The following is an 18,244-nucleotide window of genomic DNA, read 5'->3' on the forward strand; positions in this document are numbered from 1 at the left end:
GTCATCCCCCCGCTTGGGTGCACGCCAGTGCATATTTGAGTGCGGCGGGCAGTAACGCCGCCCAAACGTCCCAGTTATGCCCGCCGCCAATAATGCGCAGCGCGGCCGGGTTGCCCGCTGCGCGCAAGTGCGTGTATAGCGTCGACGCTTCGGCCTGGATCACGAGGTCGTCGTCGCCGGCGGCGATAAAGATGGGCAGGCGGTACGGCTGGCTCAGGTAGCGCTGCCACAGCGCCGGGTAGTTCAGCGCGTGCCAGACATCCGGCTCGAACTGGCGCTCGCCGAACACGCCGACGTGGCGCGCGGCGGACTGCGGCGGCGGTTCGGTCGAATAGATCGCGGGGCTCAGCAGCAGCGCACCGCAAAAGCGCTCGGGTTGCAGCATCGCGTAGCGCAGCGCGCCGAATCCACCCATCGATACGCCGCCGATCACGCGGTTCTTGCGGTCGCCGGATACCGCATAGTGCGTTTCGATGGTCGGCAGCAATTCGGTGAAGAACGCGGTTTCGATCTTTTCCTTGCGATCGACGTACCAGTCCGTGCCGCCTTGTGGCATCACGATGACCACGGGCGGAATGTCCTTGTGCGCGATCAACGTGTCGGCGGTGGTTTGCAGACGGCCCTGCGTTACCCAGTGCATGGCGTCGTCGTTGTTACCGTGCAGCAGATACAGCACCGGATAGCGCGGGCCATCCGCGCGATAACCCGGCGGCAGGTAGACCACGTACGACCAGTCGCGCTGCAGCGCATTCGAACGCAACGAGCGGCTCTGGACCATGCTGCCGCCCGCCGTGGTCACGCCCGCCGTCGCGCCATTGCCCACCGCGGCCGCCGCGCGCGGGGCGACGGCAAGCGTCGCCGCGCAATACAGGAAGGCGATCAGCGGGCGGAACAGTCTGCGCATGGACGATGAAAACGACGGGAGCCAAAGCGAAGGGCCCGCGCACGCCTAGTTCGACGAGTTGCCGAAGCGCGGCGCGAAGGCCCGCGAAATCGGCGCCGCAGCCTTTGCGACCGCGATCAGCGCGCCGATCGCCACCGCGTCCGCCACGAGGCCGAGCGGCACGTCGAGATAACCGTTGGTCGCCTTGAACAGCAGCGAATCGACGACGAGGGAAATCACCGTGCCCGCGACGAAGCATAGCAGCCCTTGACGTCCGACGTGGGCGATCCACGGTAGCCGCTGCGCGAGCGCTTTGGCCCAGCCCACGCGAACCAGGTGCGCGGCGAGCCACGCGATCGCGATGAAGTTCGATAGGCGCAGCCACGACAGATTCTGTTTGAAGCTGCCATCCAGTGGCGTGGTTTCGATGAACAGCTTGTAGTACGCGCCCGTTGCGACAACACAAACCGCGATGGCCGTGGCGAGCCAACCGAGACGATGCATGTTCACGCGTTCATACACCGGCTGGCAGCGCGCGAGCACACCGAGCACGAACATCAATTGCCACGCGCACGGGTTGAAGTCCCATTGCGCACCGTCCGCAAGGGGCAGCATGCCTTCGATTGCGGGCGCCACCGCCCACAGCGCGACGCTGCCCGCCAGCAGGCGCCACGGCTTGCTGCGTGCGAGCGGCAGAATGGCCGGCACGGACAACGCGAAGAGCGCATACATCGGCAGCACCGATGCGAGATAGGGCTGACGCCGGAACAGCAGAAGGTCGCCGAGTACCGGTGCAGGGGTGTCGAGCAGATCGTCGAGATCGGTGGTCGCGAGATTCGGCGCGTCGACGTGCAACGCGGTGAGCGCGGCGGTGACGACCAGCATCAGTACCGCGGTGACCAGAAACGCGCGATACAGCTCAAGTGCGCGGTGCAGGAAGCGTTGTCGCGCGATCGCTTCGGTGTGGCGGTCGGCGAGCGAACAATACGCGGTTGCCGTCGCGAAGCCACCAAGGAATACGAACACCTCGGCGGCATCGCACAGCGCGTACGCATGCAGCGTGAAGCGCGACAGGATGCTGCCGCCGATGTGATCAACGACGATCACGAGCAGCACGAGTCCGCGAAAAAAATCCAGTTCGACAAGACGGGGTGACTTTGGGGGCATGGTGTGCGCGGGGGACAAAGCCGCAACGAGGCTCGCGACGAGCGACCCTCGGACAGACTGCGTCGCGCCGAACGCGGTTCCCGCTACGCACCGGTTTCACGGCTGAAAAGTGTTTCACGACATTACGGGGCGTGCGCAGTGAAGGCGCGTTGCAGGCTCGCAGGGGGCACGTCGTCACCGTTGACAAAAAAGAGATGAGCGCATGGCGAAAACGGTTCGGAGATTGGCCGAACTTGATTGAATCGCGCTTTTACGATGGGCGGCTCTTCAAAACCGAGGTTTTCAGTTTTTCCTTTGCGTGGTGTCCGGTGATGCGCAGTCGAATCGATATCAGCCCGACGGACATGCAAGCAGCGAAAAGCCGGCTGAATTCATTTCATGTTGTGCAGGATATCGAAAGGTGCACGCGCAACGGCTGTGGTCCGTTGCGCACTATTGTGGGTGGCCGCGTCGGCCGTGCTGTGCGCGTGCACCGTCGCGCCGGGCATGCGTGTGGAGCGCGACGCGTCCACCGGACCGGGTGAGGCGGGCAGTGCTGCGGTGCGTGCCGATAAGGGTAGCGCGAGCAGTGCGAACGGCGTACCCATCCACGAAATCGACGCGGCGTTGCTCGCGCAGATGCGCAGCGGCGTTGCGAACACAGCGGCACTCGACCTGTTTTCGACCGCCCGTCCGTACACGCTCGGCGTCGGCGATGTGCTGCAGATCACCGTGTGGGATCACCCCGAACTCGCGGCTGCGCAAGGTGCGCAGAACCCGACCCAGGTGCGCGCCGCGGATGCGCCCGCCGGATTCGTCGTCGACGATTCGGGCTGCATTCAGTTTCCGTATGCGGGCAGCGTACGCGTCGCCGGTCTGAAGACTGACGAAGCGCGCGATCTGCTGACGCGTCGTCTCGCGAACGTCTTCCGCAATCCGCAGGTGACTGTGCGCGTCGCGTCATTCCGTTCCGCGCAAGTTTATGTCGATGGCGAAGTGCATACGCCCGGCGTGCAGCCGATCAACGATATTCCGATGACGCTTTATGAAGCAGTGAGCCGCGCCGGCGGCTTCACGGCCGCTGCCGACCAGAGCCGCATGGTACTGGTCCGTGACGGCCGTTCGTATCCGGTCGACCTGTCGCAGCTTTTCGAGCAGCAGAAGAACCCGGCGAAGATCGTGCTGCGCGACGGCGACCTGCTGCGGGTCGTTTCGCGCGATGAAAATGGCGTATTCGTGATGGGCGAGATCAACCATCCGGCGACCGCGGTTCCCATGAAGAACGGCCGGCTCACGCTGAGCGATGCGTTGTCGCAGGCAGGCAGCCTGAACCCGACCACGGCCGATGCGGCACAAATGTATGTGATTCGCGGGGCGCTGTCGGGCGCGCCAGGTGTGTATCACCTCGACGCACGTTCACCGGTCGCGATGCTGCTCGCCAACCAGTTCGAGCTGCAACCGAAGGACGTGGTCTATGTCGATAGCACCAGACTGGCGCGCTTTAGCCGCGTGCTGAGCCAGTTGCTGCCAGCGATCAATGCCGGCCTGACTGCCGCGGTGGTGAGTAAATGAGCGGCGGGGTCCTGATGGTGTGCACGGCGAACGTGTGCCGCAGCCCGGTTGCGCAAGTGCTGCTCGCGAGCCGCATGCCGGGCGTCGCGGTGGCCTCGGCTGGCGTGCGCGCGTTTGCCGGCCGCGCTGCGGACGCGCTCGCGGTGCGGCTGATGGCAACACGTGGCCTCGATTTGAGCACGCATGCGGCGACCCCGCTCGCGGAGCGGCACGTACGTGATGCCGCGCTCATTCTGACCATGACGCGCGAGCAACGCGATGCGCTGGTTCGTGCGTGGCCCCATGCGCAAGGCAAGGTTCAACGGCTGGGCGAAGCCGGCGGCTTCGATGTCGTCGATCCGTACCGGCGCAATCCGTTCATCTTCGAGCTGGCGATCGCACAGATCGAGCAAGGGCTCGCCGACTGGCGGCACGCCATCGGTCAACTGAGCCGCTGATTCATGTCAACGCAAACCCATTACAGTTCCGACGCGCACGGCGCGCCAGATGAGGTCGACCTGTCGATGGTCGCAGCGGTCGTTCGCGAGAACGCCGTGCTGATCGCGCTGATCACCGCCGCGACGCTTCTGCTCGGTGTGGCCTATGCGTTTATCGCGCCGCCGAAGTATCGCGCCGACGCAATGGTGCAGGTCGACGACAGCACGAGTCTTGTCAACGACAAACTTGGCGATCTTGCCGCGCTGTTCGACGGCAAGGCGACCACCGAAGCCGAAATCGAGCTGATCCGCTCGCGGCAAGTGGTTGACTACGCGGTGCGCACGTTACATCTGGAGATCGATGCGCGGCCGCGCTACTTCCCGCTGATCGGCGCCTGGCTCGCGCGCGGCGCGACACCGGGTCAGCCGGGCACGCCGGTGTTGGGGCTCGGACGCTTCGCATGGGGGGGCGAGGTGCTGCGCGTCAAGGAATTCGACGTGCCACCGCGCCTGTACGACACGCGCTTCACGCTGCGCGTGGGCGCGGGGCGTTCGTTCACGCTGATCGACCGGGATGGCGCGGTCATCGCGCTTGGCCAGACCGGCGAGACCGTCAACGGGCAGACGCGATACGGGCCGCTGCGCCTTTACGTCGAAGCGTTTGTGGCGCATGAGGGCACCGAGTTCACGCTGGCGCGCGCGTCACGGCAACTGACAACCGAAGCGCTGCAAGACGCACTGGACGTAAAAGAAAAGGCGCGGCAATCCGGCGTCATTTCGATCGTGCTGGAAGGCAAGGACAGCGAGCGCACCGCGCAGACGGTCAATACGATCGCGCAGCGCTACGTGCAGCGCAACGTCGACCTGAAGTCCGGCCAGGCGCAGCAGATGCTTGATTTTCTCGATCTCCAGTTGCCGCGGCTGCGTGCGGATCTGGATCGGGCCGAGCAGCGCTATAACGCGTTTCGCAATCAGCATGGCACCGTTGATCTCGCGGAAGAAACGCGGCTGCTGTTGCGTTCGATCGTCGACGGCAAGGAAAAAATCATCACGCTGCAGCAGCAGCGCGACGAACTCGCGCCACGCTTTGCACCCGGTCATCCATCGCTCGCCGCGCTCGACGCTCAGCTCGCGGGCTTGCTGCGCGAGCAGGACCAGCTCGCGCAGCAGGTGAAGGCATTGCCGGATACGCAACAGGTCGCGCTCGGTCTGCAGCGCGACGTCGAAGTGAACACGGTGCTGTACACCAAGCTGATGGACAGCGCGCAGCAATTGCGCGTGCTGCGCGCGGGGCAGCAGGGTAGCGCGCGCGTCGTCGACTACGCGGTGACGGCCGAACAGCCGGTCAAGCCGCGCAAGGCGCTCGTGATCGGCGCGGCGTCTCTGCTCGGTCTTGCGCTCGGTATCAGTGCGGCATTCACGCGGCGTTCGCTCACGCGCGGGCTCGAACACACGATCGATATCGAGCACGCGGCCGGCGTACCGGTCTACGCATCGATTTCGCACAGCACGCGCCAGGCCAAATTGCAGCGCACGCAGCGTGGGGGGCGCGACGCAATGGCGGTGCTCGCGATGAGTGCGCCGCAAGACGTCGCGGTCGAGGGCATTCGCAGCCTGCGCACCGCGCTGCAGTTCCGCATGGGTGGCGATGCGATCAACAACATCGTGATGGTCACCGGCCCGCGGCCGGGCGTCGGCAAATCGTTCCTGTCGGTGAATCTCGCCGCGGTCCTTGCGGCGGCGGGCAAGCAGGTGCTGCTGATCGATGCGGATCTGCGGCGCGGCAGCATCGAATCGTATGTCGGCGTCGCCCGCACGCCGGGACTCGCGGACCTGCTGGCAGGCGACGCCGCGCAAAGCGTCGTGCAACAGCAGGTGCTGCCGGGGCTCGACGTGCTGTCACGCGGCACGAGCACGGCGACGCCCGCGGAACTGCTGATGGGCGAGCGCTTCACGCAGGCGATCGAACGATTCTCGGGCGCATACGACGTTGTGATCGTCGATACGCCGCCGGTGCTCGCGGTGACCGATTCGATGCTGATCGGCAAGCACGCGGGCACCACGTTGCTAGCGATGCGCCATGGCCGTCATTCGGCTGCCGAACTGCGTCACGCGATGCGCCTGCTCGGCAGCGCCGGCGTCGCCGTCAGCGGCATCGTGCTGTGTGACGTACCGCAACGGGCGACGGGGTATGGCGGGTTCTCACCTTACGAGAGCGTTGCGCAATGAACGGACTGTCAATCGCGGTGGAACGGATATGAACAAGAGAATGCTGCTGGTCTTCGGCACGCGACCCGAGGCGATCAAGATGGCGCCGCTCGTGAAGCGGCTGAACGGCACGTCCGGCGTCGACTGCTTTGTCTGCGTGACTGGACAGCACCGCGAGATGCTGGATCAGGTTCTCGAACTGTTCCGCATCCGCACGCATTTCGACCTGAACGTGATGAAGCGCGGCCAAGATCTGTACGACGTCACCGCGTCGATCATGCTCGGCATGCGTGATGTGATTCGCGATTGCCGCCCGGACCTTGTGCTTGTGCACGGCGATACGACGACGACGCTCGCGGCGTCGCTCGCGGCGTTTTATCAGCGCGTGCCGGTCGGACACGTCGAGGCTGGGCTGCGCACCGGCGACCTGTTATCGCCATGGCCGGAAGAGGCGAATCGCAAGCTGACGGGCGCGCTGGCCGCGCTGCATTTCGCGCCGACCGAACGCGCGCGGCAGAACCTGCGCGCGGAAGGGGTCGACGATGCGCGCATTGTCGTGACCGGCAATACGGTGATCGACGCGTTGCTCGACGTGCGCGCGCTGCTCGCGCGGGACCCTGAGATCGCCGCCGCGGCGGACACGCATCTGCCCTGTCGCGCGCCGCTACGGCGCACGCTGCTGGTCACCGGCCACCGTCGCGAAAGCTTCGGTGCGGGCTTTGAGCGGATTTGCACGGCGCTCGCCCGCATCGCGCAAGCCCGGCGAGACGTCGACATTGTCTACCCGGTTCATCTGAACCCGGCGGTCCGCGAACCGGTGAACCGGCTGCTCGGCGGGATTGCGAACGTGCATCTGATCGAGCCGCTTCAGTACTTGCCGTTCGTACGCCTGATGGATCGCGCGGACCTGATTCTGACCGATTCCGGCGGCGTGCAGGAAGAGGCCCCGTCGTTGGGCAAACCGGTGCTCGTGATGCGCGATACCACCGAGCGCCAGGAAGCGGTCGACGCGGGCGTGGTCCGGCTGGTCGGCACGGACGACGCCGCGATCGTCGCCGGCGTGATTGCACTGCTCGACGATCCGCAAGCTTGTGCGGCGATGACGCGTATCGCGAATCCGTATGGCGACGGCCGTGCGGCGGATCGCATCGTCGAGGCGCTGCAGGCTGTCTGGCGCGGCGACGTGCATTGGTGCGCCGCGACATAGATCAACGCTCATGCCGGCTGTCATGGCTGGTCACGTAGGTCAACCACGAAAGGTACCGTATGGAATTCGAAGTCATTTCAGTCGTCGGGCTCGGCTACATTGGTTTGCCGACCGCTGCCGCGTTCGCCGCGCGGCGCAAACGCGTGATCGGCGTCGATGTGAACCCGCATGCGGTCGACACGATCAATCGCGGCGCGATTCATATCGTCGAGCCGGAACTCGACATGCTGGTGCATGCGGTGGTGTCGCAAGGCTATCTGCGTGCATCGGTGACGCCGGAGCCTGCCGATGCGTTTCTGATCGCGGTGCCGACGCCGTTCACCGAAGGACATAAGCCCGATCTGGCGTACATCGAGGCGGCGAGCCGCGCGATCGCGCCGGTGCTGAAGAAGGGCGATCTGGTGGTGCTCGAATCGACGTCGCCGGTCGGCGCAACCGAGCAGATGGCCCGCTGGATGGCGGACATGCGGCCGGACCTGAGCTTCCCGCAACAGGCCGGCGAAGCCTCCGACATTCGCGTCGGCCATTGTCCGGAACGGGTGTTGCCGGGCCACGTGATTCGCGAACTGGTCGAGAACGACCGGGTGATCGGCGGCATGACGCCGCGCTGCGGCGAAGCGGCGCGCGCGCTGTACCAGATCTTTGTCAGCGGTAACTGCATTCTTACCGACGCGCGCACCGCGGAGATGTGCAAGCTGACCGAAAACGCGTTTCGTGACGTCAATATCGCGTTTGCGAACGAACTGTCGTTGATCTGCGAGCAACTCGATATCAACGTGTGGGAACTGATCAGGCTTGCGAACCGCCACCCGCGCGTGAACATCCTGCAACCGGGGCCCGGCGTCGGTGGGCATTGCATTGCGGTCGACCCGTGGTTCATCGTCGATGCGGCGCCCGATACGGCGCGTCTGATTCGCACGGCGCGCATCGTCAACGATGACAAGCCACGCCATGTGCTCGGACGGATCGAGCGGGCCACGACGCGTTTCAAGGAGCCGGTGATCGCGTGCCTCGGGCTGTCGTTCAAGGCGGATATCGATGATTTGCGCGAAAGCCCCGCGCTCGACATCGTTCGCGAACTGGCGGAGCGTGGTATCGCGCGCGTGCTGGTGGTCGAGCCGAACATTGGCGCGCTGCCGCCCGCGCTTGCCGGCAAGGCGGAGCTGTGCGGGCTTCACGATGCGATCGCGCTAGCCGACGTCGTCGCGATTCTCGTCGATCACACGCCGTTCAGGCGTATTGATCCGGTGCGACTGCAGGCGAAGGTCGTGATTGATACACGCGGTTTGCTGTCGCATGGGTAACCCGCGGCACGGCGGCACGGCGCGCTGCGGCGCGCGTGCCGCGGCTGTCACCTGGAGCGGCGCACGCGGCGGCGCGCGCGTTAGCCGCAACGTCGCGATCATGAGCGTGTCGTTCGTGGCGAATTACCTCGCCTCGTTCGCGACGTTTCCTTATCTGACGCGCGTGCTTGGGCCGGCCCAGTTCGGCGTGCTCGCCTACGGAATGGCGCTAGCGACATACGGCACGTTGCTGACGGAATGGGGCTTCGGCCTGACCGGCCCGAAAGACGCAATCGAACGGGTTGGGCGCGCGGCCGCGCTCAATGAGCTGATCTGGTCGGTGACGGCCGCGAAGGGTTGTCTGTGCGTCGCATCGTTTGCGGCGCTGGCCGTCGTGCTCGCCTGGACGCCGCACGATCCGACCTCGCGTACCGTGATTCTGCTGGCGTGGCTCGGCGTGATCGGCAACGTATTCACGCTGTTCTGGCTTTTCCAGGGGATCGAGCGTTTTGGTCTGATTGCCGCGATGGTGATGATCAATCGTGGCGTGACGCTGCCGCTCACGTTCTGGCTGGTGAAGCGTCCGCAAGACGTCGCGCTGGCCACGGCGATCCAGTCGGCGGGGCCGGTGGTGGCGGCGATGCTGTCGATCGGTATCGCGTGGCGTCTGCGCTGGCTGCGTAGGCCCGCTCTGTCGTGGCGTGCGGTCCGTCGGCAACTGGCGGATGGTACCGACTCGTTTGTTGCGAGCGCATCGGTCAGTCTGTTCGGCGCGGCGAACACGATCCTGCTCAACGCGTCGGCGGGGCCGCTTCAGGCGGGCCTCTATGCGGCGGCCGACAAGTTGCGCACCGTCGGCAATCTGATACCCGCGCAGCTTTGCGCGGTGCTGTATCCGCGCGTGACCGCTCTGTTCGTGCGCGATCGTCTATCTGCCGCGAAGCTGACCGCGCGCGGCGCGGCGGTTACGGCGGCGCTGTCCGCGGCGGGTGCAGCGTTTTTTATCGGCTGGTCCGAACCGCTCGCGCATTTCGTACTCGGTGGCCAATTCGGTGGCGTCGCGCCAGTGCTTGCGCTGCTGTGCGGATCGACGCTGTTCGGCAATCTGGCGTATTTCCTGGGTCTTCAGGTGTTGATGCCGTTCGGCGAGGGCCGTAGCCGTTCGCGGATGATGCTCGCGACCGGGTTGCTCAATATCGCGCTCGCGTTTGTGCTGGTGCCGCGCTATGGCGCGCAAGGCGCCGCGACTGCGTTTCTGATCGCGCAAGCGGCGCTGCTGACACTTTGCGTCGGGTCGATTCTGGCCGGCGCGGAGCGGCGCGCGTATTTCGGCGCATTGTGGAGGCGCTGATGAACGAGCCGGTGGGCATGTCCGCGGAAGCGACCGGCGCACGCGACCCGATTCGCGTGCTGCATGTCGGGCCGGGCCGCGGCCAGCGGGGCGGCATCGCATCGGTGCTCGCGGAACTCGGTACGCAACGGGCGCGCTTTGCCGATACAGCGATCGAGCTGTCGTTCTTCGAGACGCGCGGCTTCAAAAGTGCCGCGGCGCTCGCCGCATTCGTGTGTGTGGATCTGCCGCGTTTTACGTTCGGCGTGCTGCAAAAAGCCGATATCGTGCATTTTCATGTGTCGGTGCGCGGGTCGTTCTATCGCAAGCTGGTGCTGTGGGCGATCGCAAAACTGCGCGGCAGGAGAACGGTTTTCCATCTCCATGCGGGCAATTTCGAGTCCTTTGCGATGCAAGCAGGCCCATTCACGCGCCATGCGATTGCATGGTTCGTGCGCGGGGTGGACGCGTCCGTCGCGGTATCCAGCCCGATTGCCGTCGAGATGCGCCAACTGGGCACGGACCGTCGCACACTGCACGTGATCGGCAATACCGCCTGCGATGCCGAAGCCGCAGCCCATCGGCACCCAGTCGTCAAGGAGCGGCCAGATCGTGCTGCACCGGCCTATGTCGCGTTCGCCGGCCGGTTAACGAAGCAGAAAGGCGTCGATGATCTGCTGACCGCCATCGCATTGCTTGCCGACGATGGCTATTGCGTGCCCGTGCGCTTTGCGGGCGTGGGCGACATGGCTCGCTGGGAACGACTCGCGCGCGATTACCGGATCGACGATCGCGTGCAGTTCGTCGGCTGGCTCGAAGGCGACGCGAAGCTCGCGTTCTATCGCGGCGCGCGCGTGTTCTGCATGCCGAGCCACTACGAGTCGTTTGGCATTGCGACGCTCGAGGCAATGTTTTCGTGCGTGCCGGTCGTGGGCACGCGTGTCGGCGGGTTTGTCGATCTGGTCGAAGACGGCGTGTCCGGTTTTCTCGTCGAGCCGTCGGACCCGCATGCGCTCGCGTTGCGTCTGAAACTGCTGATGGGCGACGCGCAGGCGGCTGCGTCCATGGGACGCGCGGCGCTTGTGAGGGCGCAGCAGCGCTATTCGTGCGAAGCGATTGTCGAGCGTTATGTTCAGTGCTATCGATCCGTGATTGCGGCGGCGGCGCGCGCGCGGCGGGGCGAATCATGAAGGCTGGCCGCCGGTGTCTGATTGCCGCATGGGCCGCAGGCGTGCTCGCATCGACCCTGACCATGCCGTTGCACGCGGTCGAAGCGACCGCGCACACCGGTGTCGATGCGGATGCATACGTGACGCTCTACGAAACCGACTGGGGGCGGGGGCTCGATCCGCACATCGGTCTCCAGGCCAATCCGGGCGGCATCGGCGTGGTGGCGGACCCGGCCGACTCCGCGCGCAAGGTGCTGCGCGCGCATATCGATCGCAGTGAACGCTTTGCAAACGTGGCGAACGGCGTGCCCCGAGCCGAACTGCTATTCCCTGCGCCGGTGCGGTTCGAGCAAGGGCGCGACTATCTGATCCGGTGGAGCACCTGGTTACCCAAGGACCTTGGTTTCGACTCGCGTCAGCTGGTGATCATCACGCAGATCAATCAGGGCAAGTGGACGGGTGCGCCGACGCTTGCGCTCGCGCTGCTCGGCCGTCGCTACGCGATATCCGTGCACGGTGGTGCGCGACACGACAAAGTGTCGGCCGGCAAATGGCTGTGTTGCGCTGAGCGCGACCGTGGGCGGTGGGTGCATTGGGTCATCCGTTACGTGCCCGATGAAACCGGGCGGCACGCGCTCACCGAACTGTACAAGGACGGCTCCAGGGTATTCGCGGCGCGGGAGGTACCGAATGCCTATCCGGGCGTTCAGGATGCGTACCTGAAGCTGGGTCTCTACAAACCCAATTGGGACGTCGCGCCGTCGGACGTCGCGACGAGTACCGTGCTCTATGGGCCGCTATCCGTGTTGCGGCGCTGATTGCGCTTCGTTCCCGCCGACCCTGGACAGATCTGCATCGTCACTCTCGCGAGCCCGCTTATGCAACGTATCGAACTCTTCGGCTGCCCGATGGATAGCGCGACGATGGCTGAAACCGTCGCGTGGATCGGGCAGCGCATTGCCGCACGGCAGTTCACACAGCACGTCGTCGTCAACGTCGCGAAGCTCGTGCATTTGCAGACCGATGTGGAGCTCGCGGCATCCGTGCGTGCGTGCGATATCGTCAATATCGACGGCATGGGTGTGGTATGGGGTGCGCGGTTGCTCGGTCATTCGGTGCCGGAGCGTGTGGCGGGGATTGATCTGTTCAATGAGCTACTTGAGCATGCGGTGGCGCGAGATTACCCGGTATTTCTGCTAGGCGGCACCGCGGACGTCGTCGAGCGCACGGCGGCCGTTTGCCGTGAGCGCCTAACGGGGCTGACGCTTGCCGGCTATCACCACGGCTACTTCTGGGACGACGAAGCGGCCGTGGTCGAAGCGATCCGCACATCGGGCGCGCGTTTGCTGTTTGTCGCAATTACATCGCCCAGCAAAGAGACTTTCATCAACCGCTGGAAGCACGAATTGGGTGTCGACTTCGTGATGGGCGTCGGCGGCACCTTCGATGTGATCGCCGGCAAGGTGCGGCGCGCGCCGCGGTGGATGCAGCGCGGCGGTCTCGAGTGGCTGTTTCGCGTGCTGCAGGAGCCGCGTCGGATGTGGCGGCGCTATCTCCGCACCAACGGCCGCTTTGCGCTGATGCTCGGCAAGGCGTGGCTGACTGCGCCTCGCGATTGAAGGGGGGCTCAGTGGAACACTGGTTGGGAGCGGGCGCGAGCGGAACATACCGCACCGCCGTGCGGCATATGAATCCGTGGACGCTCGTGTTGTGCGTCTATACCGGTTACAACCTGCCCGGGTTGATCGATATGCCGTGGTCGCTGCCGGACGCGTATCGCAAGGACCTGTGCTGGAAGTTGTTCGCGATCGGCCTGCTGGGTCTGCTGCTCGGGTGTCTGCTCGCCGGTATCACGTCGCGCAACCGGGCATCCCATCGCGCGCAGTCAATTCAACCCCGCACGTCGAAGCAGTTGACCTGCCTGTTTTTCGCACTCTTTGCCGGTTGCGTCGTGTTCGAGATTGCTGCGAACCGCGGCGTTCCGCTGCTGATGGGCGAATCACGCTTCGGCAATTCAGCGCTGGTGTCGAACCTCGCTCCGCTTTACGGCTTCTGGCTGCTGATTCGCACGATCTCCGATGTCGAGACGGGCCGCAAGCCGGACCTGGTCCAACCGGTGATCTATCTCGCGGGCGTTCTGCTGCTCGGTTACCGGTCGCCTGTGCTGGCGTTCGTCACGGTCTGTTATGTCTATTTCGTTGTGTTCAGACTGTCGGGGCGCAAGGCGCTGTTGCTAAGTCTTGTCGCCGCCTGCGCACTGGTGGGGTTTGCCGCGACGTTTGCGCTGTTCCGGGTCGCGCAGAGTTACGACGTGGAACGCTTCTTCACCAATATCGACTTCCGGTTTATCGGCGAGCATCGCTATCTGCTGCCGTTTGTGCCGGTGCTATCGATGCTCGATGCGAGCCAGAATACGATCGCCACGCTCGGCGATGCGATGCGCGAACATCTGTACGGCAGCCTGCTGCTCAGCAACTTCGAAACCTTTCTGCCGGGCAAGCACTGGGGCGCGCGCAATATCATCGGCGACCTTGTGGGCGCGCGCTGGATCGCAGGAAGGCCGATGAGCATCACGCCGACCCTGCAAGGCGCGCTGTATGCCGATTTCGGTTACACGGGCGTATTCGCCGGTTTCTTCGGCATTGCGTTCTGTGTCGTGCGGCTTCATGCGTATGCATGGCGAAACGGCGTGCTCGCACGTTTCAGCTTCTGCTATTTGCTGGCGCTCGTGCTGATGTCGATTCACTCCGGGTACTGGGATGTGAACTTCGTGTTTTTCCTGCTGTTCCTGATCGTCATCCGAGTCTTCGACCATTTGAAATCGTTGTCCTACCGTTCGTGAGTGAGCCGTGCTCCCTATTTTTCGCCTGTCCCGTCTGCTGTATCGGCTGCGTATCCCGTGCCTGCCCTGGTTGCTGAAGGTGCTCAACCGCGTGCTCTTTTCCGTGTCGCTGCCACCGTCTGTGCGTGTCGGGCGCAACGTCACATTCGGTTATCAGGGGCTTGGTATCGTGGTCCATCGGCATGCCGTGATCGGCAGTAACGTAATCGTCGCGCCGAATGTCGTGATCGGCGGACGCGGGCGCGCCGGTGCGCCGGTCATCGAAGACGACGTGCTGATCGGCGCCGGCGCATGCGTGCTCGGACCGGTTACGATCGGCCGGGGGGCGCGGATCGGTGCGAATGCGGTGGTCATGGTCGATGTGCCGGCCGGGGCGACGGCGGTGGGGGTGCCCGCGCGCATCCTGCGTGCATCGCGGGCACGCAAGCCGGCGTCCGGATGAATCTCGTGGAACTGAAGAAGGAACGTGAGAAGGGCGGCCCATCTAATACGCGTTGCTGCCAACGAATCCGCGCACCAGTGTCATGCCGATAATTTTCAGATCGAAGCCCAGCGTCCAGTGCTGGATGTAGTGAATGTCGAACCTCACCCGCGCGGCCATTTTCTCGACTCTTTCGGTTTCTCCTCGATAGCCGTTGACTTGCGCCCATCCGGTGATGCCAGGCTTGATCCGATAGCGGTACATATAGTGCTGGACCAGGTTCTTGTAGTACTCGTCATGCTCGACCGCATGCGGCCGCGGGCCGACGACCGACATATCGCCCTTGAGCACATTGATGAATTGCGGCAACTCGTCGAGACTCGACCTGCGCAGAAAACGCCCGATGCGGGTGATGCGCGTATCGTTGCGACTGGCCTGGGTGATCTCGCCGGGCCGGTCCGCGCCCTGGTACATCGTGCGGAATTTGTAGATCGAAAACACCTCGCCGTTCATACCCTTGCGGTATTGGCGGAAGAACACCGGCCCCGGTGACGAACATTTCACGGTGACGGCGATTGCCGTCATCAGCGGCGCAAGCGCGATCAGCGCGCCGAGCGCGAAAAGCCGGTCGAACACCGCTTTGGGCAGTGTCCGCAGTCCCCGTGCGGGCGCCGCGACCACATTGAGCACCGGCATGCCGAGGCAATCGACGATGGCCGGTTCCGGCAGCAGGTGCCCTTTCAACGCCGGAACGATCCGGATATTGACGAAGTCGTCGCGAAACGCCTCGACGATCCGTTCGATGCAGCGACGCTCGTCGCGCGCGTCGACGATCCACAGTTCGCTGATGCGATGCGCACGCACCAGTTGCGTAAACGATTCAAGCTGTCGCACAGCGGGAATATCGGCGACCAGCGTATCGCGGTCCAGTGCGGTATCGAAGATCAATTCGAGTGAGAACGCCGCGTCGTGTTTCGATTCGAGTCGGGTGGCCAGTTCGTGTCCTTCTTCAGCAGGCGCGACGATCGCGACCGGTATGCGTCCATAACCGCGGCTGCGTAGCGCGCGCAGGGCGGCGTACAGCGAGTATCGCGTCATCAGGATCAGGCCAGCGGCGACTACGGTCCAGCTGGCGATCCAGTTGCCGCGCAGGTGCGCATTGGGATAGGCGCTCGAAATGAGACCGATCGCCAGTTGTGCGGCGAGCCAGCTGCATAACGCGCGCGAGGTCGAACGCACAGCGTTGCCGATGTCGCGCGACCGATAGACGCCAAACAGCCGGAATGCAAGCAGCGCGAGCACCAGGGCAAGCAGACCGAACAGATCGTCGATGTGCGACGGCGCCGTGGCGTCGCCGTAGACGAGCGATTGCGCGATCGACGCGCTGGCCACGATCATCAGCAGATCGGCGACTTGCAAGACAAGAGAAAACATGGGGGCGCGAAGCAAAGAGGGGTGAAGGGGGAAGGATCAGGTGGGGCGACGCGACGGCGCGATCCGGCCGAGGCATCGGTCAAGCGCGATGACGCGTGGTCACAACGCAATCACAACGCACTCACGCAAGCTCGCGGCGCACGCGGCTGCGATACTCGGTCGGCGATAACTGGATGACCTGTCGGAACAGGCGCGCAAGACACTCGCCGCTCGTCAGCCCACAACGGCGCGCGATCTTGTCGACCGGCAAGTCGCTTTGCGCGAGCAGCGACGACGCGAGTTCGACGCGCATGCGGCGCAGATGCTCGGACGGCTTGATGCCCATCTCCGCACGAAAGTGCCGCAGATACGATCGCTCGCTCATGCCGGCCTGTTGTGCGGCCGTCGTGATCGAAATGCGTTTGTCGCAGTTACGCGCGATCCACTGCGCGCTGTCGCGGATTTTCCGCCGGGTGGGTTCGTGGCTGTCCAGCACGAACGATACGGGCTTCGGCAGGCTCGCCCACGACAGCTGTGTCGCGACACCGCGTGCTGCGTCGGCACCGAGATCGCGGCGTACGGTCTCGAGTGCCGTCTGCACCGCTGACATCGTGGACGCGCAGTGCGGCGTATCGGGGTGAGGTGCGAGAGCGGCTTCAAGGATTGTGCTGCCTTCGCGGATCGCACATACGGTATCGACGGCCGCGCTCGCTTCGCGTAGCCACGCGACAAGCCGCGCATCGTGGATCGCTAGCGTCACACCGTCACCGCCGGCGATGAACAATGCGCGAAAGCGGCGCTGTCCGGCTGTCTGTTCAGGAAGCTTTTGTGTCAGCACGGCAATGCGCAGTGAACTGGTCACATGCTCGCCGTTTGTCGATAGCAAGACCGTTTTGTAGCGCGGTTCCCATGCACCGGCATTGAGCCGGTTGGCCTTTTCGAATACGTCGGCGACCTCGGCCGCCTGCCACAACGAGAACTGGTCGAACAGCACGATGCCGATCAGGTGCGGCGCAGTGCCTGGTAGCCGCCTTGCGGGCGTAAAAGCATGGTCGACCAAGCTCATCTTCGGTACATCTCCACATGGCATCAGATAGGGTGGGCTGGCCGCCGGCAGTGCGCATGCAGCGTGATGGCAGGTGCGTTACGCAGTGCGAACCGCCATCCCCAACGTCGTCGATCGTGGAGCATAAAAGAGCGCGCTACGAAGCGAATATAGGATCACTCCGATTTGATATGAAGAAAAATCTGAGTGGGATCAATCGTTGACGGGAATCAATGTGGGCGGCACCTGGTAATGCGGCTCGCGACGCGTCATCCTGGTGTGAACTCCACTTGTCGCGTCGCAAAACGCGGTGTGCGCCGACGCGTGTCAGGATCATCCGCGCGCGCGTGCCTCAGATGACCTGCTGAGCTGCTTGGGACGTTTGCGCGTACGCGGCACCGAGCAGTTCCGCGATCCAGTCGATAACGATGCGCACGCGTGGCGCGAGGTGCCGGCCTTGCGGGAATACGATCGACGCGGGCAACGGCGGCGCCTTCCACGTTTGCAGCACCTCGACCAGTTCGCCCGACGCGAGCAGCGGCTCGAGGCTCGCGCGCGGCGACTGAATCAGGCCCAGGCCGGCGAGGCAGCAGCCCAGATACGCGTGCGCACTGTTCACCGATACGGCGCTACGCATGCTGAGGGTGCGCAGTTCGCCGTCTTCGTCGAACTCCCAATCGAGATCGCGGCCAGTGCGGTTCGAAAAGAAGCCGACCGCGACATGGTCCGCGAGCTCATCGAGCGAGCGCGGTACACCGTGCCGTTCAAGATAGCGCGGCGACGCGCAGTGCAACTGCTCGAACTCGCCGACGCGCCGCGCCACCAGCGATTGATCGCGCGGCATGCCGATGCGCAGTGCGCAATCGATACCGTCGTCGATCAGGTCGACCATCCGGTCAGTCACGCTCAGCACGATGCGGATATCCGGGTAGCGCGCGAAGAAATCGGGGAGCGCGGGAATTACCGTATGCAGCGCGATCCGCTCGGGCAGGTCGACCCGCACCGCGCCACGCGGGCCAGCCGAGGCGTCGGCGAATAGCGACTCGGCATCGTCGATATCGGCGAGCACCTGCATGCAGCGTGCATGGTAGGCGGCGCCTTCTGCGGTCAGTGCGACGCGCCGCGTCGTGCGTTGCAGCAAGCGCACCCGCAGATGCGTTTCGAGATATTGAATCGCATTGCTGACCGTCGGGCGCGGTGATTGCATCTGCTCGGCGGCTTTCGTGAAGCTGCCAAGCTGCGCAACGCGCACGAACATTCGCATCGCCTGCAAGTGGTCCATCACCGGGACTCCTTTGAGTTCACAGCT

At 64.4% G+C, this 18,244-nt stretch carries 16 protein-coding genes; 11 read left to right on the plus strand and 5 right to left on the minus strand.

Features of this window, described 5'->3' with window-relative positions; translation table 11 throughout:
* Position 1: 1 nt before the first annotated feature.
* Both HV796_RS07970 and HV796_RS07975 read right to left on the minus strand, forming a co-directional pair.
* Positions 2-904: an alpha/beta hydrolase gene (locus HV796_RS07970; RefSeq protein WP_175225924.1), complete on the minus strand. Its 903-nt coding sequence runs from the start codon at positions 902-904 to the stop codon at positions 2-4.
* A 45-nt stretch (positions 905-949) separates the two neighbouring features.
* Positions 950-2,050: an OpgC domain-containing protein gene (locus HV796_RS07975; RefSeq protein WP_175225925.1), complete on the minus strand. Its 1,101-nt coding sequence runs from the start codon at positions 2,048-2,050 to the stop codon at positions 950-952.
* 378 nt (positions 2,051-2,428) lie between these two features.
* On the opposite strand from HV796_RS07975, the gene HV796_RS07980 reads away from it, so the two are divergent.
* The 11 genes from HV796_RS07980 to HV796_RS08030 are packed head-to-tail and all read left to right on the plus strand — an operon-like array spanning position 2,429 to position 14,498.
* Positions 2,429-3,601, plus strand: coding sequence for a polysaccharide biosynthesis/export family protein (locus HV796_RS07980; RefSeq protein ID WP_175225926.1), 1,173 nt, complete (start codon positions 2,429-2,431; stop codon positions 3,599-3,601).
* Positions 3,598-4,038 (plus strand): arsenate reductase/protein-tyrosine-phosphatase family protein, encoded by a 441-nt coding sequence (locus HV796_RS07985; RefSeq protein WP_175225927.1) that lies wholly within the window; start codon positions 3,598-3,600, stop codon positions 4,036-4,038. The genes HV796_RS07980 and HV796_RS07985 overlap by 4 nt, the downstream gene beginning before the upstream one ends.
* Positions 4,039-4,041: 3 nt before the next feature.
* Positions 4,042-6,246 carry a polysaccharide biosynthesis tyrosine autokinase gene (locus HV796_RS07990; RefSeq protein ID WP_175225928.1) on the plus strand — a complete coding sequence of 735 codons (2,205 nt, stop codon included), beginning with the start codon at positions 4,042-4,044 and terminating at the stop codon, positions 6,244-6,246.
* 28 nt (positions 6,247-6,274) lie between these two features.
* Positions 6,275-7,432, plus strand: a complete 1,158-nt coding sequence (gene wecB, locus HV796_RS07995) for a non-hydrolyzing UDP-N-acetylglucosamine 2-epimerase (RefSeq protein WP_175225929.1) — start codon at positions 6,275-6,277, stop codon at positions 7,430-7,432.
* Positions 7,433-7,491: 59 nt separating this feature from the next.
* Positions 7,492-8,736 (plus strand): UDP-N-acetyl-D-mannosamine dehydrogenase, encoded by a 1,245-nt coding sequence (gene wecC / locus HV796_RS08000; RefSeq protein WP_175225930.1) that lies wholly within the window; start codon positions 7,492-7,494, stop codon positions 8,734-8,736.
* Positions 8,729-10,066: a flippase gene (locus tag HV796_RS08005; RefSeq protein WP_246355748.1), complete on the plus strand. Its 1,338-nt coding sequence runs from the start codon at positions 8,729-8,731 to the stop codon at positions 10,064-10,066. The genes wecC and HV796_RS08005 overlap by 8 nt, the downstream gene beginning before the upstream one ends.
* Positions 10,066-11,235 (plus strand): glycosyltransferase family 4 protein, encoded by a 1,170-nt coding sequence (locus HV796_RS08010; protein WP_246355749.1) that lies wholly within the window; start codon positions 10,066-10,068, stop codon positions 11,233-11,235. The genes HV796_RS08005 and HV796_RS08010 overlap by 1 nt, the downstream gene beginning before the upstream one ends.
* Positions 11,232-12,032, plus strand: coding sequence for a heparin lyase I family protein (locus tag HV796_RS08015; RefSeq protein WP_246355750.1), 801 nt, complete (start codon positions 11,232-11,234; stop codon positions 12,030-12,032). The genes HV796_RS08010 and HV796_RS08015 overlap by 4 nt, the downstream gene beginning before the upstream one ends.
* Before the next feature lie 60 nt (positions 12,033-12,092).
* Positions 12,093-12,833, plus strand: a complete 741-nt coding sequence (locus tag HV796_RS08020; protein ID WP_175225931.1) for a WecB/TagA/CpsF family glycosyltransferase — start codon at positions 12,093-12,095, stop codon at positions 12,831-12,833.
* 11 nt (positions 12,834-12,844) lie between these two features.
* On the plus strand, positions 12,845-14,056 hold the full coding sequence (locus tag HV796_RS08025) for an oligosaccharide repeat unit polymerase (protein ID WP_175225932.1): 1,212 nt from the start codon (positions 12,845-12,847) through the stop codon (positions 14,054-14,056).
* A 7-nt stretch (positions 14,057-14,063) separates the two neighbouring features.
* Positions 14,064-14,498 (plus strand): serine O-acetyltransferase, encoded by a 435-nt coding sequence (locus HV796_RS08030; RefSeq protein ID WP_175225933.1) that lies wholly within the window; start codon positions 14,064-14,066, stop codon positions 14,496-14,498.
* A 42-nt stretch (positions 14,499-14,540) separates the two neighbouring features.
* On the opposite strand, the gene HV796_RS08035 is transcribed toward HV796_RS08030, so the two are convergent.
* The 3 genes from HV796_RS08035 to HV796_RS08045 form a co-directional block, all read right to left on the minus strand.
* Entirely contained in the window at positions 14,541-15,911 is a 1,371-nt protein-coding gene (locus HV796_RS08035; RefSeq protein ID WP_175225934.1) for an undecaprenyl-phosphate glucose phosphotransferase, read from the minus strand.
* 121 nt (positions 15,912-16,032) lie between these two features.
* Positions 16,033-16,956 (minus strand): GlxA family transcriptional regulator, encoded by a 924-nt coding sequence (locus HV796_RS08040; RefSeq protein ID WP_175225935.1) that lies wholly within the window; start codon positions 16,954-16,956, stop codon positions 16,033-16,035.
* 331 nt (positions 16,957-17,287) lie between these two features.
* Positions 17,288-18,217 (minus strand): LysR family transcriptional regulator, encoded by a 930-nt coding sequence (locus HV796_RS08045; RefSeq protein WP_175225936.1) that lies wholly within the window; start codon positions 18,215-18,217, stop codon positions 17,288-17,290.
* Positions 18,218-18,244: the final 27 nt, after the last annotated feature.

It is taken from the genome of Paraburkholderia humisilvae (assembly GCF_902859855.1).
GTDB lineage: Bacteria > Pseudomonadota > Gammaproteobacteria > Burkholderiales > Burkholderiaceae > Paraburkholderia > Paraburkholderia humisilvae.

Coding starts and splice junctions, on each gene's coding strand:
- HV796_RS07990 (WP_175225928.1), top strand. CDS start 4,042: ATGTCAACGCAAACCCATTACAGTTCCGACGCGCACGGCGCGCCAGAT.
- HV796_RS08015 (WP_246355750.1), top strand. CDS start 11,232: ATGAAGGCTGGCCGCCGGTGTCTGATTGCCGCATGGGCCGCAGGCGTG.
- HV796_RS08010 (WP_246355749.1), top strand. CDS start 10,066: ATGAACGAGCCGGTGGGCATGTCCGCGGAAGCGACCGGCGCACGCGAC.
- HV796_RS07970 (WP_175225924.1), bottom strand. CDS start 904: ATGCGCAGACTGTTCCGCCCGCTGATCGCCTTCCTGTATTGCGCGGCG.
- HV796_RS07985 (WP_175225927.1), top strand. CDS start 3,598: ATGAGCGGCGGGGTCCTGATGGTGTGCACGGCGAACGTGTGCCGCAGC.
- wecC (WP_175225930.1), top strand. CDS start 7,492: ATGGAATTCGAAGTCATTTCAGTCGTCGGGCTCGGCTACATTGGTTTG.
- wecB (WP_175225929.1), top strand. CDS start 6,275: ATGAACAAGAGAATGCTGCTGGTCTTCGGCACGCGACCCGAGGCGATC.
- HV796_RS08035 (WP_175225934.1), bottom strand. CDS start 15,911: ATGTTTTCTCTTGTCTTGCAAGTCGCCGATCTGCTGATGATCGTGGCC.
- HV796_RS08040 (WP_175225935.1), bottom strand. CDS start 16,956: ATGAGCTTGGTCGACCATGCTTTTACGCCCGCAAGGCGGCTACCAGGC.
- HV796_RS07975 (WP_175225925.1), bottom strand. CDS start 2,050: ATGCCCCCAAAGTCACCCCGTCTTGTCGAACTGGATTTTTTTCGCGGA.
- HV796_RS08045 (WP_175225936.1), bottom strand. CDS start 18,217: ATGGACCACTTGCAGGCGATGCGAATGTTCGTGCGCGTTGCGCAGCTT.
- HV796_RS08020 (WP_175225931.1), top strand. CDS start 12,093: ATGCAACGTATCGAACTCTTCGGCTGCCCGATGGATAGCGCGACGATG.
- HV796_RS07980 (WP_175225926.1), top strand. CDS start 2,429: ATGTTGTGCAGGATATCGAAAGGTGCACGCGCAACGGCTGTGGTCCGT.
- HV796_RS08005 (WP_246355748.1), top strand. CDS start 8,729: ATGGGTAACCCGCGGCACGGCGGCACGGCGCGCTGCGGCGCGCGTGCC.